We start from the raw sequence: 13,145 nt of genomic DNA, 5'->3' as shown, positions 1-13,145 counted from the left end.
TTTTAATTATAGGAAGTGAAGAACGATGAAGGTAAAACCGAAGAATAAGTGGCCGATTTACTTGGTGATACTCATTGTTGCCGTTAGTGCCGCTGTGATTTTCTTTAAAGGTGAGAAAGAAGAGGTTTTCCAAACCGTTGATGTGACGCGAGGCGACTTAGATAAGCAAGTCTTAGCCACAGGTAAGTTAGATGCTGTACGTAAAGTTGACGTAGGTGCACAGGTTAGCGGGCAGTTACAAACCTTATATGTTAAAGAAGGTGACTACGTTAAAAAAGGGGATTTACTGGCGGTTATCGATCCGAAAAAAGCGCAGAATGATGTCACCGAATCAGAGGCGACCACTGGTGAACTTGAGGCTAACTTATCGTTAGCACAAGCTGAATTGAAACTTGCACAGCTTACTTATCAGCGCTATTTAAGCCTTGCTAAAGTGCAGGCTGTTGCTCAGCAAGAACTGGATAAAGCTAAAACCGATGTCGATGTTAAAAAAGCACAAGTCGCCACTTATCAAGCACAGATCAAACGCAATCAAGCAACGTTAGATACGGCAAAAACCAATTTAAAATATACGCAAATTACCGCGCCAATGGACGGTATTGTGACATTTATTAAAACCCTACAAGGACAAACGGTGATTGCCGCGCAGGAAGCGCCAACCATCTTAACATTAGCCGATTTAGACACTATGTTGGTTAAGGCCGAAGTGTCTGAAGCGGATGTGATTTATCTTGAACCCGGGCAAGAGGCTTCGTTTACGGTGCTAGGGGCACCAGATAAAAAATTCGCTGGTAGATTAAAAGATATCTTGCCAACCCCTGAAAAAATCAACGATGCTATCTTCTATTATGCGCGCTTTGAAGTGCCAAACCCACAGCATCTCTTAAAGTTACAGATGACAGCACAGGTCACTATTGAACTTGATTCACGTAAAAATGTTCTGATATTGCCACTTTCTGCGTTAGGTAATGAAATTTCCCCGCAAGTTTATGAGGTGGAGGTGCTGCAAGGGCAAACGGCAGAAAAAAAACAGATCGAAGTAGGCAGTCGTAATGATGTGTCAGTGGAAGTCACTAAAGGCTTGAATGAAGGTGATAAAGTGATTGTTGGGCACAGCGGTTCGGAGAGTTAAAATGACCGCACTCATTGAACTTCAAGGGATCACTCGCCGCTATGGTGAAGGGGAAAACCAAGTTACTGTTCTAAAAAACATTTCTTTGCAAATTAATGCGGGGGAAATGGTGGCGATAATCGGTGCCTCCGGTTCAGGTAAATCCACCTTAATGAACATTATTGGTTGTCTCGATAAACCGTCATTAGGTGAATACCATATTGATGGGCAAAATATCGCACTACTGGATAACGACCAACTTGCAGAACTTCGTCGCGAACATTTTGGTTTTATTTTTCAACGTTACCACCTATTGAGTCATTTAAGTGCCGAACAAAACGTTGAAATTCCTGCGGTATATGCTGGAGCTGGAAAAACTCAGCGGCGTGAGCGTGCGTCGCAACTGCTTCAACGTTTAGGGCTAGGTGAAAGGGCTAATTATCGACCGAGTCAGTTATCTGGTGGACAACAACAGCGGGTGAGCATCTCACGTGCATTGATGAATGGGGGACAAGTTATCCTAGCCGATGAGCCAACAGGGGCATTGGATAGCCGTTCAGGGGAAGAAGTGATGAAAATCCTTAAAGATCTTTGCGCCCAAGGTCATACCGTGATTATCGTCACCCACGACCCAACCGTCGCCCAACAAGCGGAGCGCATTATCGAAATCAAAGATGGTGAAATCATCAGTGATTCGGGTTCAAAAATGATGAAGAGCGCAAAGCCGTTGGCGAAAGCACCAGCAAGAAAGTTCTCCATTGGGCAAGTTTATGGGCGTTTTAGTGAAGCATTGTTGATGGCTTGGCGTGCTATGGTCGTGAATAAAATGCGCACGTTATTAACCATGTTGGGCATTATCATTGGGATTGCTTCAGTCGTTTCTATTATGGTGATTGGGGATGCAGCCCAAGGTATGGTGCTTAATGATATTAAATCGATAGGCACCAATACGATTTCGATTTACCCAGGTACTGATTTCGGTAGTGATGATGCACAAAATCGACAATCTTTAAAAGCTTCAGATATTAATGCTCTCGCCAAACAACCTTATGTTCACGCTATTTCAGGTCAGCTCAATGGCTCAGCCCGCTTAAGAAAAGGTAATTTGGATGCTTCTGCGCAATTAACGGGGGTAGGGCGTGATTATTTTAATGTGTATGGCTCGAAATTTTCGCAAGGGATGAATTTTACGCAAGATATGGCGGATAGGCGTGCTCAGGTTGTGATTATTGATGAGAACACGAAACGACGTTTTTTCCCAAAACAGACCAAGGTGGTAGGGGAAACCTTGCTTATAAGTAATATGCCAGCGACTGTCATTGGTGTATTAGAAGACCAAAAATCGGTATTTGGTTCCAGTAAATCGTTATCGGTTTGGTTACCGGATACTACCATGAACAGTAAAATCTTAAATCGACCGTATTATGACAGTATCACGGTGCGTGTTAAGGATGGGTATGACGCTAAAAACGTGGAGCAGCAATTGACGCGTTTATTGACGTTACGCCATGGTAAAAAAGATATTTTCACCTATAACCTTGATACATTTGTGAAAACGGCGGAAAAAACCACTCAAACAATGCAACTGTTTTTGACTTTAGTGGCCGTTATTTCGTTAGTGGTCGGGGGAATTGGTGTGATGAATATTATGCTCGTTTCCGTGACAGAAAGAACCCGAGAAATAGGTATTCGTATGGCCGTTGGTGCTAGAACCAGCGATGTGATGCAGCAATTTTTGATTGAAGCAGTATTAGTGTGTTTGATGGGGGGCCTGATGGGGATTGCGCTTTCTTATGGGATCAGTCTATTGGCTCAAATGGCATTGCCAGGTTGGACTTTTACTTTCGACCCTGTAGCCCTAATTAGCGCGTTTGCCTGTTCAACAGCAATTGGGATAATTTTTGGTTTTTTACCTGCGCGCAGTGCGGCACGCTTAAACCCTATTGATGCTTTAGCGAGGGAATAAACAGCCCCTAGCTTAACAGCACGGTTGAGCAGTAATAAACGATCCCAGACAAGAGTCGGTTGTGATTGGTTTTTTGCTAAGCCAGCGAAATACCGTTGGCTTGCTATTTATCGGGGTTATACTTTGTGGGGGAGATACCAAACACTTTTTTGAACGCGTAAATGTACGCGGATGCAGAGGAGTAGCCGATATCCAACGCAATATTTAAAATATTCTCATTTTTCTTGATCCTCGATATGGATTGAAGTAAACGCATTCTCAGACGCCATTTCTGGTAAGTCAGCCCCGTTTCTTTTTTGAAACGACGGACAAATGTACTTGTCGATATGTTTAACTTTTGAGCACATTGCTCAGGGGTATGTGCCGTTTTTGTCATGTCAAATATCTATATAAGCTCTCTATTTGTATTATGGGCGGGGTGGGTGACCTACAGCTCGTTCTGGGCAACAACATTGATCGCTGGTGGTTTAGCCGCTTGTCTGGCGTTTAATATAAGCTTGAATAAAGAGACTCAGGCTGATTCAATGAAGAAAATAATCAGGCTATTTTTTATTTTTGCCTTTATAGCCGTGGTGCTTGATGTCAGTGCTTATCTCTTTTTGCAAAATAATATGTTAGATAATGCGACACGTGCCATCTCAGCAAAATATGTGGACAGTGAAGCACTGATGACATTGACATCAATAAAAGCGGTACTGCTTTTCTTTAGTCTTATCATTATGTTTTTTATTAAGAATCAAATAAATAAAAAGATAACGTCGCCCGCTATTACGGTGGCATGCGTGCTTGTTGTGTTTGCCGAACTGGTTGGGCGCTACAGCTTTTTTTCCCTAACGGCATAAAATTTACCTGAAATAGGTAGATTAACGGATAGGTATAATCACTATTGCAGATATACAACATTTCGCACTATTTAAGTACCTTAAGCTGGCACGTTTCGTTTGATTATGCATTGCGAGCCAGCTTACTTCCTTTTTGTATAGAAGGATGAATAGCTTTCGCGAATTTGTGACTCTTTCTAAGTCATCAGTCAGAGGCGCATTTATTTAGGTCAAAGCTAGCTTCTTTGTATTAGTAACATTCACCCTTATTGAGTATGGGTGAGGGTGTAAGATAGTGATTAATGCCGTCTTGTGGTAAATGTTTACTCTAGAATAGTCCTATTTTATGGAACGTGGTTCCTCACTCAAATTCTGCTAATTAAATATGCAATTTTTAACCCATTCATTTATCAATTAATTTTTTTACTAATACGCTATTTCCCCACTTCGTGAAATATTTCATAATAAAAAAATTATCTGAAAAGATAAATTCTGCTTGCGATTCGATATCGATCACGGATATTATCTGCATGTAGAATAAATGAAACCTAGTTCCATATAATGGAACAACAATAAAGCCAGTAAAAACTAAGCAAAGACAACCACACAGCAGGTGCAAAATGGCGAATAAAGCAGGTGAAGATTATTCTTTGGCTCGGGTACCCCAAAGTGCTCGTAGACCGTTCTATGAAGTGTTAATTCTACGAATTGGCGCACTCGCTTGTGTTTCACAAGTGATGTTAGGTGCAGCCCTCGGTTATGGGTTAACTTTTTGGCAAGCGTTTTGGGCGACCATCCTTGGCTCTGTAATTTTACAGGTTGTCAGTTGGGGGCTTGGAGCAGCAGCATGCCGTGAAGGAATGTCAATCAGTCTACTGTCAAGGTGGTCTGGTTTTGGAAAGTTAGGTTCAGCCCTTATTGGTGGCGCGATTGCCATCTCCTTGATGGGCTGGTTTGGCGTCCAAAATGGTTTCTTTGCGGATGGAATGTATAAAGCGACTAATGTGCTAACACCAGGGACTTGGTCACTTATTACAGGTATTGCGGTGACGATTATTACGGTATATGGATATCGATTTTTATCTATTACCGCCAATATTTCAACGCCGCTATTTTTATTCGCGTTAGGCTGGGCAACGTATAATTTATTATCAGGTCAGGATCTTGGTTCGCTTATCAATGATACTGCCCCTGCCGGGTCTTTAATGACAATGCCTGCGGCAATTACCATGGTTGCAGGTGGTTTTATTATTTCAGCGGTGACGACACCCGATATTAGCCGCTTTATGAAAAAACCAAAGGATGTATTTTGGATGACCTTAATTGGTACATTTTTTGGTGAGCTTTTAGTCAATATGATAGCGGTACTAATGGCATTAGCATTACGTACTAGCCAAGTATTTGATTTGATGATGGCATTGACTGGTTTATTAGGTGCATCAATTGTTATTTTTGCCACCATAAAAATGAACGACATCAACCTGTATTCATCATCATTAGGGTTTTCAACATTGCTTAACGCTATTTTTAATAAGCGTTTTGACCGCCGTTATTTAACATGGGTTATTGGTGTTTTCGGCACAATCGCATCCATGTTAGGTATTTTAGATAACTTTATTAGTTTTTTGATTTACTTAGGCATTGCGATTCCACCTGTCGCTGGGATCATGGTTGTCGACTATTATATTTTAAAACGTGACCGAAAAGAGCTTGATATCACCCGTGAACAAGGCTCACTGCCTTCTAGTTGTGAAGCTTATAACCCTGTCACTCTTGTGGTATGGCTGTTAGCCGTTATTGTTGGCTGGGGGACTTCAGAATTGGGGCCACTCCATGCAGATTATGGTATTCCAGCGCTAAACTCTTTAATTACCGGGGGGATAGCTTACTGGATTGGTATGCGTTGGCGAGCCAAAGTACAAGGTGTCGATACTGTGTATTTTCGTAAAGTGTCTCACTTAGATTAAGGAACGCACAATGTCAGGTAGCAAGGTCAAAGTTGCCCTTGCTCAGTTTGAGTCTGAGCTGGGGAATAAGCAAGGTAACTTGCAGCGCATGGCGCAGTTATGTGAACAAGCAGCAGAGTCCGGGGCTAAATTGATTTGTTTTCCCGAGCTCGCCACAACCGGTTATCGAGGTGATTTACTGAATACGCAATTATGGGATCTCAGCGATACCATAGGGAGCGAGACGTATCGCTTATTCAGTGAACTCGCAACACGTTTAAATATCACTATCGTTAGCGGTTTTGTGGAACGTGGTGACTACCTTGGTGATATCTATAATGCGGTTGGCGTATGGAACCCGGGATGTGAAAGCATCAGCGGTGTGTTTCGTAAAGTGCATGCTTTTGGGATAGAAAAACAATGGTTTAGTCGCGGTGATAGTTTCCCTGTGTTCGATACACCCATTGGCAAAATTGGCATCATGATTTGTTATGACATGGGGTTCCCTGAAGTTGCGCGTATTCTTACGCTTCAAGGTGCAGAGTTGTTAATTGCCCCTTCTGCGTGGTGTGTGCAAGACAAAGACATGTGGGACATCAATACCGCGTCGCGTGCTTTGGAAAATGGCGCACATTTACTCGCGGTTAACCGCTGGGGTCATGAAGGGGACTTACACTTATTTGGTGGCAGCAAAGTTTTAGGCCCTCGTGGGCAAGTGCTTTGCGAAGCAACCTGTGATGGTGAAGCATTGTTAATGGGTGAAATTGACTTTGTTCTGCAAGCCCATACGCGCTTAACCATTCCGTATTTACGTGATAGAAAACCGCAAGATTACGGTATTCTCACTCAAGGTTTTGATACATGAGTATTTTAAATAGCGTCGTTGATGTTTATCAGTTATTTCTGCGTTCAGGTAATGAGCTTACCGTTACGGCGTTAGTCAATGAATTAGGTATGCCGAAAAGTTCTGCGTCTCGTTTACTTAAGCAAATGTCAGAACTGGGATTATTAGAAAAGAAAATGCATGCCCCAATTTATCGGCCAGGCTTATTGATCATGGAGTTAGCCCATCGTGCTCGAGGGATGAATCCACTGATTGATATGACATTAGAGGCATTGGATGAGTTGACGAAAGATACTGGGTTTACCAGCTATGTTTCGGCCCTTGATAACGACATGGTGCGGGTGGTTCATGCACGCTTTGGTAATAGTATGCTACAGGTGATCACACAACCTGGAACACGTTTGCCAATCTTAGGCACCTCAACGGGACGTGCTTTGCTAGCGCGGTTACCATTGCAAGAAAGGGCCAAAATTATTGGTCGCGAAGACAAAGCGTTGCAAGTGACATTAACAGAACAAATGGATCTGATTAATGAACGTGGCTGGGAGTCTTCTATCAATGAGTCTGTTGCAGGCGTTGCTTCGGTTTCCAGTACTGTGTTTGATCCCACGCAGAATACCTTATACGCATTATGTTTAAGTTTGCCAGAAACTCAAATGAATGAACAGGTTATGGAGCAGCTATCCACTAACCTATGCCATAAGGCATCTTACCTTGGTTGTATGGTAGGTGATCCTTACTGGCTACAAAGAAGCACCAAGAAGTAAGGATACATCATGTTGCAAAAGTAAGTAGTGAAAGTAAGTAGTTAATTTTAATTTATATTATAAGTATTTTATTTTTAAGTGCGTGAATACGCCTTCATCAGGAAAAATAAGGCTTTTTTACCATCAAGCCTTAACTCGGGTGAAATGAAGTGAGCTTATATTTTTAGGTGAGCTAATTTCAAAGTAGCCCTACAATTCAATAAAAAATTATTAGAATTCAAGGAAGTACAATGAGTCTAAAGCAAACCCTTTGTGCGTATGAGCTTATCGATTGCGCAAATGTTAAGGGGGAAGATGTTGTTACACTGTTCAAGACTTTCCCAGCAATTGAAGTTTCTTCTAAAACGGTCACAGATTCGAAAGGTCAAAGTGACTTTGTTCGTATTCTTATTCCAGGCACCCAAGGTAAATCGCAAGGTCATCAAGCTCCAACGCTCGGCATCATAGGGCGTTTAGGGGGGATTGGTGCAAGACCTTCACGTATTGGTGTGGTCTCAGATGCTGATGGGGCGATTGCAGCGATTGCAACGGCACTGAAATTGGCTCAAATGCATGACAAAGGTGACAAACTCGTTGGGGATGTGGTGATCATTACCCATATTTGCCCTAATGCACCAACTCGACCTCATACTCCCGTTGATTTTATGGATTCACCTTTAGAAGACGTGACGATGAATCAACATGAGGCCATTCCGGAAGCGGATGCGATTTTGTCAGTAGATACTACCAAAGGCAATAGTTTACTAAACCATAAAGGTTATGCTTTATCACCAACGGTTAAAGAGGGGTATATTTTACCTGTTTCTGATGATTTGATCCGTTTGATGGAGTGGTGCAGTGGGCAACGTGCGGTGACATTTCCATTGTCTATTCAGGATATTACTCCATATGGCAATGGTCTTCATCATATCAATAGTATTATGCAACCTGCGGTATCAACATCTACACCTGTAGTTGGTGTGGCGATTTGTTCAGAAACCGTTGTTCCGGGGTGTTCTACAGGGGCGAGTCACGAGATTGATATTGCTGCTGCCGTGAAATTTATGATTGAAGTGGCGAAAGCCTTTACGGATAAACAATGTGCGTTTTACGATGTAGAACAATATGCATTATTGACATCACTGTACGGCGATATGTCGCATTTGCAAACCTCAGGGCATTGATACTATAAAAATAGCCACAGTTAATTATTAACAGCATCAATATAATTGATATAATTAACTGTGCTCTATTGCGCAAAAGACTAATTTGCTTCTGGCTTGTTTTCTACGTTTTCTACGTTTTCTGCATTTTCTGCGTTTTCTTCAGCTACCATTGGGATGATAACATCCGCGTGGTTGCCTTTCGGGCCAATTGTTACACTAAACTGTACTTTTTGACCTGCTTTTAGTGTCCTGTAACCTTCCATTTGTATGCAGGAATAGTGAGCAAAAATATCTTCGCCTCCATCAGCCGAACAAATAAAACCAAAGCCTTTTGCGTTATTGAACCATTTAACGATACCCGTCTCCATATTTCATCCTTTAGGTTTGCTAGTCGTGTTTTACAGCTATGTATAAAATGTATACAAAAACTAAGTAAAAATACGCTATAAATTGTTCGTAAAACATACTGTAGTAAATTGCATTCTCAGGTCAAGAGGGGAGCTTCAGGAATTATGGTAAAGTGTTAAGAATTCGATAAGCGCTAAATGTGATTTTCTATAATATTTGAGATAGCTCACAGATTGCTAAAGAGAAGCGTTGAGGCTAATAGCATGATACACTGCAAATGAAAAGCTTATTTGTGAAAAGCGGCACAAGAATTTAATGGTATAGTTTTGTGACACTATCAAGAGGAATGATAGAAATCGTTGATAACAAAGACTATGCTTAATTTGAAGTTAAACACCGAGCAAGACTGAGCAAGAAAGTAATGAGCGATTTTCTAGGCACATTTAAAACAGATGTCATTTTCAAAGACGAAGTGGAACAAACCTTACAACCACCGTCTATGTATAAGGTATTATTGAATAATGATGACTACACTCCGATGGATTTTGTTGTCGAGGTGTTACAAAAATACTTTTCTTTTGATGAAGAACGCGCTACACAGATAATGTTAGATGTGCATATTCAAGGAAAGGGAGTTTGTGGGATTTTTACAGCAGAGGTTGCAGAAACAAAAGCGGCGCAGGTCAATGCATTTGCCCGCGAGCATGAGTACCCTTTGCTTTGCACTATAGAGAAAGTCTGATCCGGCTTAATATCAATTTTGGGAGGTGCTTATGCTCAATCAAGAACTGGAGCTTAGTTTAAACGTAGCTTTTACGAAAGCGAAAGACAGTCGCCATGAGTTTATGACTGTAGAGCACCTATTGCTGGCGTTACTGAGTAACCTCTCGGCACGCGAAGCTTTAGAGGCTTGTAAGGTTGATCTTGTCGCTTTACGTCAAGAACTGGAACACTTTATCGCGCAAACTACACCTTTGTTACCCGAAAATGATAACAGAGACACCCAACCGACACTCAGTTTTCAGCGAGTGTTGCAAAGGGCGGTATTCCATGTACAGTCATCAGGGCGCAGTGAGGTGAGCGGGGCAAATGTCCTTGTCGCGATTTTTAGTGAACAAGAATCCCAAGCTGCGTATTTATTGCGTAAGCACGATGTTAGCCGCTTAGATGTGGTCAATTATATCTCCCACGGTACAGTAAAAGGTGAAGAGTCATCGTCTTCGGATAACGACATGTCCAATAACAACACGTCGAATGAAGAGCAACCCCTCTCAGAAGACCATATGGACAACTTCACAACTAACCTGAACCAACAGGCTAAAAAAGGGAATATCGACCCACTGGTAGGGCGTCAGGCCGAATTAGAGCGCACTATCCAAGTCTTATGCCGTCGCCGTAAAAATAATCCGCTATTAGTGGGAGAATCTGGTGTCGGTAAAACCGCAATTGCCGAAGGTCTTGCATGGCGTATCGAACAGGGCGATGTGCCTGATGTTATGAAAGGCTGCACCATTTATTCTTTAGATATCGGCTCATTGTTAGCGGGCACTAAATACCGTGGGGATTTTGAAAAACGCTTCAAAGCCCTACTAAAAATGTTAGAAAAAGACCCGAAAAGTATTTTATTCATCGATGAAATCCATACCATTATTGGTGCGGGGGCGGCATCCGGTGGGCAAGTTGATGCGGCAAACTTAATTAAACCGTTACTGTCAGGTGGGCGGATCCGTGTGATTGGTTCAACAACCTACCAAGAATTCGCTAGTGTCTTTGAAAAAGACAGAGCGTTGGCTCGTCGTTTCCAAAAAATTGATATTGTTGAGCCGACACCCGAAGAAACTATCCGTATCATTAATGGGTTAAAACCTAAATATGAAGCACATCACGATGTGCGCTATACCGCAAAAGCCATTCAAGCTGCGGTGGATTTATCCATTAAATACATTACTGATAGGCACTTGCCTGACAAAGCGATTGATGTAATTGATGAAGCTGGCGCGCGCACTCGTTTAGTCGCTCCAAGCAAACGTAAAAAAACTATCGGTGTGCCTGAAATTGAAACCGTGGTGGCGCGTATCGCACGTATCCCAGAAAAAACGGTATCATCAAGTGATAAAGATAAACTCAGATCCCTTGATTCACGCTTGAAGATGTTAGTGTTTGGTCAAGATAAAGCTATTGAGGCGCTGTCTGAAGCGATCAAAATGAATCGTGCAGGGTTAGGGTTAGAAAACAAACCCGTCGGCTCATTCTTGTTTGCTGGCCCGACAGGGGTGGGGAAAACGGAAGTCACCGTTCAATTAGCCAAAGCGTTGGATATTAAACTATTGCGTTTTGATATGTCTGAGTACATGGAGCGCCATACCGTCAGCCGTTTAATTGGTGCACCTCCGGGCTACGTCGGTTTTGATCAAGGTGGCTTATTAACCGATGCGGTAATTAAGCATCCACACTCAGTGGTACTATTGGATGAAATTGAAAAAGCGCACCCTGATGTGTTTAATATCTTACTGCAAGTAATGGATCACGGTACACTGACCGATAATAACGGTCGTAAAGCAGATTTCCGCAATGTGATTGTTGTTATGACAACAAACGCAGGGGTTCAAGAAACTCAGCGCCGTTCCATTGGTTTTGCAGAGCAGGATAACAGCACTGATGCAATGTCTGAAATTAAGCGTGCTTTCTCGCCTGAGTTCCGTAACCGTCTTGATGGCATTATTTGGTTCAACTCACTGACACCAGAAATTATCACACAAGTTGTTGATAAATTTATTGTTGAGTTACAAGCACAGTTGGATGAGAAGGGCGTATCCATCGAGGTGAGCGCTGCGGCACGTCGCTGGTTGTGTGAAAAAGGCTATGATAAAGCAATGGGTGCCCGACCTATGGCACGCACAATTCAGGATAACCTGAAAAAACCATTAGCGAACGAATTGCTGTTTGGCTCACTCACTAACGGCGGCTCGGTAAGTATCGGGCTTGATGAAAAGAGTAACACACTGACATACAGCTTCAGTAGCGTGCACAAGGCCTCTCCGGAGGATGCGGTATTCTGACATTAATAATATTAACCACAGGTGTATCATGCACCTGTGGTAATGTCAGGCCTTGCCTGAAGAGGTAATCAACGGCTACGGAAAATGATTCGGCCTTTGCTCAGGTCATAAGGGGTTAACTCTACAGTTACCTTGTCGCCTGTCAGGATGCGGATATAGTTTTTACGCATTTTACCAGAGATATGAGCAGTCACTACGTGACCGTTTTCCAGTTCAACACGAAACATTGTATTTGGCAAGGTATCTAAAACTGTGCCCTGCATTTCAATATTGTCTTCTTTGGCCATCTAATCCTCTAAGTTTAATAACCGTGATTTTTAACGGGCAAGATAATGCCCAAAAACCCGCACTAAGTAAAGAAGTGTCGCATTTTAACGCGATCTTTATGCTTATGTGAAGGAATAAAATTAATAATAAACCAACGTTCACTAATCGAATATTGGCGGTAAATCAATCGATTGCGGTATCCAGCAGGCGGGATCTATCCCTTTGTCACGCCACCGATAAAGAATATGTAAAAAATCCCTTCGGGATATTTCTTTTGCGCCCAATGAGGCGGTGTGGTGGTTAAGTACCTGACAATCAAAAAGCTGCCCATTATAGCGCAAAAAATGAAAATAGAATGTAATAAAAGCAAATTTGGATGCATCATTCATTCTACTGAACATGGATTCCCCACAAAATAGGTGCCCCACATTAACTCCGTACAGGCCACCAACCAGTTTGTCACCGTACCAAGCTTCAACAGAATGGGCGAGCCCCTCATGGTGTAATTCAAGGTAGCCGGCTTGAACTTCAGGCAGGATCCAGGTTCCTTCTTCACGCACAGAACACGCTTCAATCACATCTTTAAAAGCATGATTGATGGTAATGCGGTAAAGCTGTTTTTTTAGCACTTTTTTCATTGAGCGGCTGATGTGCAAATCCCCTATCATTAACACCGCCCTTGGATCCGGTGACCACCATAAAGGCATCTCACTTGGATTGAACCATGGGAAGATACCATCATAATACGCCGCTTGCAGCCTTTTTGATGAAAGATCGCCACCGATAGCTAATAAACCATTGGGTTCCCGCATCGCTTCAGATACGGGAGGGAACACATATGAGTCATCATCGAGTTGGTACATGCTGCGCC

At 42.5% G+C, this 13,145-nt stretch carries 13 protein-coding genes; 9 read left to right on the top strand and 4 right to left on the bottom strand.

The window, feature by feature from the left end:
- Window positions 1-25: 25 nt before the first annotated feature.
- Complete coding sequence (gene macA, locus AB6N04_RS10435) at window positions 26-1,132, top strand: macrolide transporter subunit MacA (RefSeq protein ID WP_369308236.1); 1,107 nt, start codon at window positions 26-28, stop codon at window positions 1,130-1,132.
- Between the two features lies 1 nt (window position 1,133).
- Window positions 1,134-3,077 (top strand): macrolide ABC transporter ATP-binding protein/permease MacB, encoded by a 1,944-nt coding sequence (gene macB / locus AB6N04_RS10430; RefSeq protein WP_369308235.1) that lies wholly within the window; start codon window positions 1,134-1,136, stop codon window positions 3,075-3,077.
- Between the two features lie 103 nt (window positions 3,078-3,180).
- Here the strand turns inward: macB and AB6N04_RS10425 are convergent, their stop codons facing one another.
- The gene (locus AB6N04_RS10425; protein ID WP_369308234.1) at window positions 3,181-3,453 is read right to left on the bottom strand and encodes a helix-turn-helix domain-containing protein; all 273 of its coding nucleotides are present in this window, start codon (window positions 3,451-3,453) and stop codon (window positions 3,181-3,183) included.
- On the opposite strand from AB6N04_RS10425, the gene AB6N04_RS10420 reads away from it, so the two are divergent.
- The 5 genes from AB6N04_RS10420 (at window position 3,452) to AB6N04_RS10400 (ending at window position 8,618) form a co-directional block, all read left to right on the top strand.
- The gene (locus AB6N04_RS10420) at window positions 3,452-3,919 is read left to right on the top strand and encodes a DmsC/YnfH family molybdoenzyme membrane anchor subunit (protein WP_369308233.1); all 468 of its coding nucleotides are present in this window, start codon (window positions 3,452-3,454) and stop codon (window positions 3,917-3,919) included. The genes AB6N04_RS10425 and AB6N04_RS10420 overlap by 2 nt on opposite strands.
- Before the next feature lie 599 nt (window positions 3,920-4,518).
- Window positions 4,519-5,865 (top strand): cytosine permease, encoded by a 1,347-nt coding sequence (locus tag AB6N04_RS10415; RefSeq protein ID WP_369308232.1) that lies wholly within the window; start codon window positions 4,519-4,521, stop codon window positions 5,863-5,865.
- Between the two features lie 10 nt (window positions 5,866-5,875).
- Window positions 5,876-6,709: a nitrilase-related carbon-nitrogen hydrolase gene (locus tag AB6N04_RS10410; RefSeq protein ID WP_369308231.1), complete on the top strand. Its 834-nt coding sequence runs from the start codon at window positions 5,876-5,878 to the stop codon at window positions 6,707-6,709.
- On the top strand, window positions 6,706-7,455 hold the full coding sequence (locus AB6N04_RS10405; RefSeq protein WP_369308230.1) for an IclR family transcriptional regulator: 750 nt from the start codon (window positions 6,706-6,708) through the stop codon (window positions 7,453-7,455). The genes AB6N04_RS10410 and AB6N04_RS10405 overlap by 4 nt, the downstream gene beginning before the upstream one ends.
- A gap of 230 nt (window positions 7,456-7,685) precedes the next feature.
- Window positions 7,686-8,618, top strand: coding sequence for a DUF1177 domain-containing protein (locus AB6N04_RS10400; protein ID WP_369308229.1), 933 nt, complete (start codon window positions 7,686-7,688; stop codon window positions 8,616-8,618).
- An 80-nt stretch (window positions 8,619-8,698) separates the two neighbouring features.
- Here the strand turns inward: AB6N04_RS10400 and cspD are convergent, their stop codons facing one another.
- Complete coding sequence (gene cspD, locus AB6N04_RS10395; RefSeq protein WP_369308227.1) at window positions 8,699-8,968, bottom strand: cold shock domain-containing protein CspD; 270 nt, start codon at window positions 8,966-8,968, stop codon at window positions 8,699-8,701.
- Window positions 8,969-9,369: 401 nt separating this feature from the next.
- On the opposite strand from cspD, the gene clpS reads away from it, so the two are divergent.
- Both clpS and clpA read left to right on the top strand, forming a co-directional pair.
- Window positions 9,370-9,690 carry an ATP-dependent Clp protease adapter ClpS gene (gene clpS / locus AB6N04_RS10390; RefSeq protein WP_369308226.1) on the top strand — a complete coding sequence of 107 codons (321 nt, stop codon included), beginning with the start codon at window positions 9,370-9,372 and terminating at the stop codon, window positions 9,688-9,690.
- Window positions 9,691-9,721: 31 nt separating this feature from the next.
- Complete coding sequence (clpA, locus tag AB6N04_RS10385) at window positions 9,722-12,007, top strand: ATP-dependent Clp protease ATP-binding subunit ClpA (protein WP_369308225.1); 2,286 nt, start codon at window positions 9,722-9,724, stop codon at window positions 12,005-12,007.
- Between the two features lie 68 nt (window positions 12,008-12,075).
- Here clpA and infA read toward each other — a convergent pair whose 3' ends face one another.
- Together infA and aat are read right to left on the bottom strand one after the other, a co-directional pair.
- Window positions 12,076-12,294, bottom strand: a complete 219-nt coding sequence (gene infA, locus AB6N04_RS10380) for a translation initiation factor IF-1 (protein ID WP_004244560.1) — start codon at window positions 12,292-12,294, stop codon at window positions 12,076-12,078.
- Between the two features lie 141 nt (window positions 12,295-12,435).
- On the bottom strand, window positions 12,436-13,137 hold the full coding sequence (aat, locus tag AB6N04_RS10375; RefSeq protein WP_369308224.1) for a leucyl/phenylalanyl-tRNA--protein transferase: 702 nt from the start codon (window positions 13,135-13,137) through the stop codon (window positions 12,436-12,438).
- Window positions 13,138-13,145: the final 8 nt, after the last annotated feature.

It is taken from the genome of Providencia rettgeri (assembly GCF_041075285.1).
Lineage (GTDB): Bacteria > Pseudomonadota > Gammaproteobacteria > Enterobacterales > Enterobacteriaceae > Providencia > Providencia rettgeri_G.
The sequence above is the reverse complement of the archived record's forward strand: the minus strand, read 5'-3'. Positions and strand labels throughout refer to the sequence as shown.

Coding starts and splice junctions, on each gene's coding strand:
- macA (WP_369308236.1), top strand. CDS start 26: ATGAAGGTAAAACCGAAGAATAAGTGGCCGATTTACTTGGTGATACTC.
- macB (WP_369308235.1), top strand. CDS start 1,134: ATGACCGCACTCATTGAACTTCAAGGGATCACTCGCCGCTATGGTGAA.
- AB6N04_RS10420 (WP_369308233.1), top strand. CDS start 3,452: ATGTCAAATATCTATATAAGCTCTCTATTTGTATTATGGGCGGGGTGG.
- AB6N04_RS10425 (WP_369308234.1), bottom strand. CDS start 3,453: ATGACAAAAACGGCACATACCCCTGAGCAATGTGCTCAAAAGTTAAAC.
- AB6N04_RS10415 (WP_369308232.1), top strand. CDS start 4,519: ATGGCGAATAAAGCAGGTGAAGATTATTCTTTGGCTCGGGTACCCCAA.
- AB6N04_RS10410 (WP_369308231.1), top strand. CDS start 5,876: ATGTCAGGTAGCAAGGTCAAAGTTGCCCTTGCTCAGTTTGAGTCTGAG.
- AB6N04_RS10405 (WP_369308230.1), top strand. CDS start 6,706: ATGAGTATTTTAAATAGCGTCGTTGATGTTTATCAGTTATTTCTGCGT.
- AB6N04_RS10400 (WP_369308229.1), top strand. CDS start 7,686: ATGAGTCTAAAGCAAACCCTTTGTGCGTATGAGCTTATCGATTGCGCA.
- cspD (WP_369308227.1), bottom strand. CDS start 8,968: ATGGAGACGGGTATCGTTAAATGGTTCAATAACGCAAAAGGCTTTGGT.
- clpS (WP_369308226.1), top strand. CDS start 9,370: ATGAGCGATTTTCTAGGCACATTTAAAACAGATGTCATTTTCAAAGAC.
- clpA (WP_369308225.1), top strand. CDS start 9,722: ATGCTCAATCAAGAACTGGAGCTTAGTTTAAACGTAGCTTTTACGAAA.
- infA (WP_004244560.1), bottom strand. CDS start 12,294: ATGGCCAAAGAAGACAATATTGAAATGCAGGGCACAGTTTTAGATACC.
- aat (WP_369308224.1), bottom strand. CDS start 13,137: ATGTACCAACTCGATGATGACTCATATGTGTTCCCTCCCGTATCTGAA.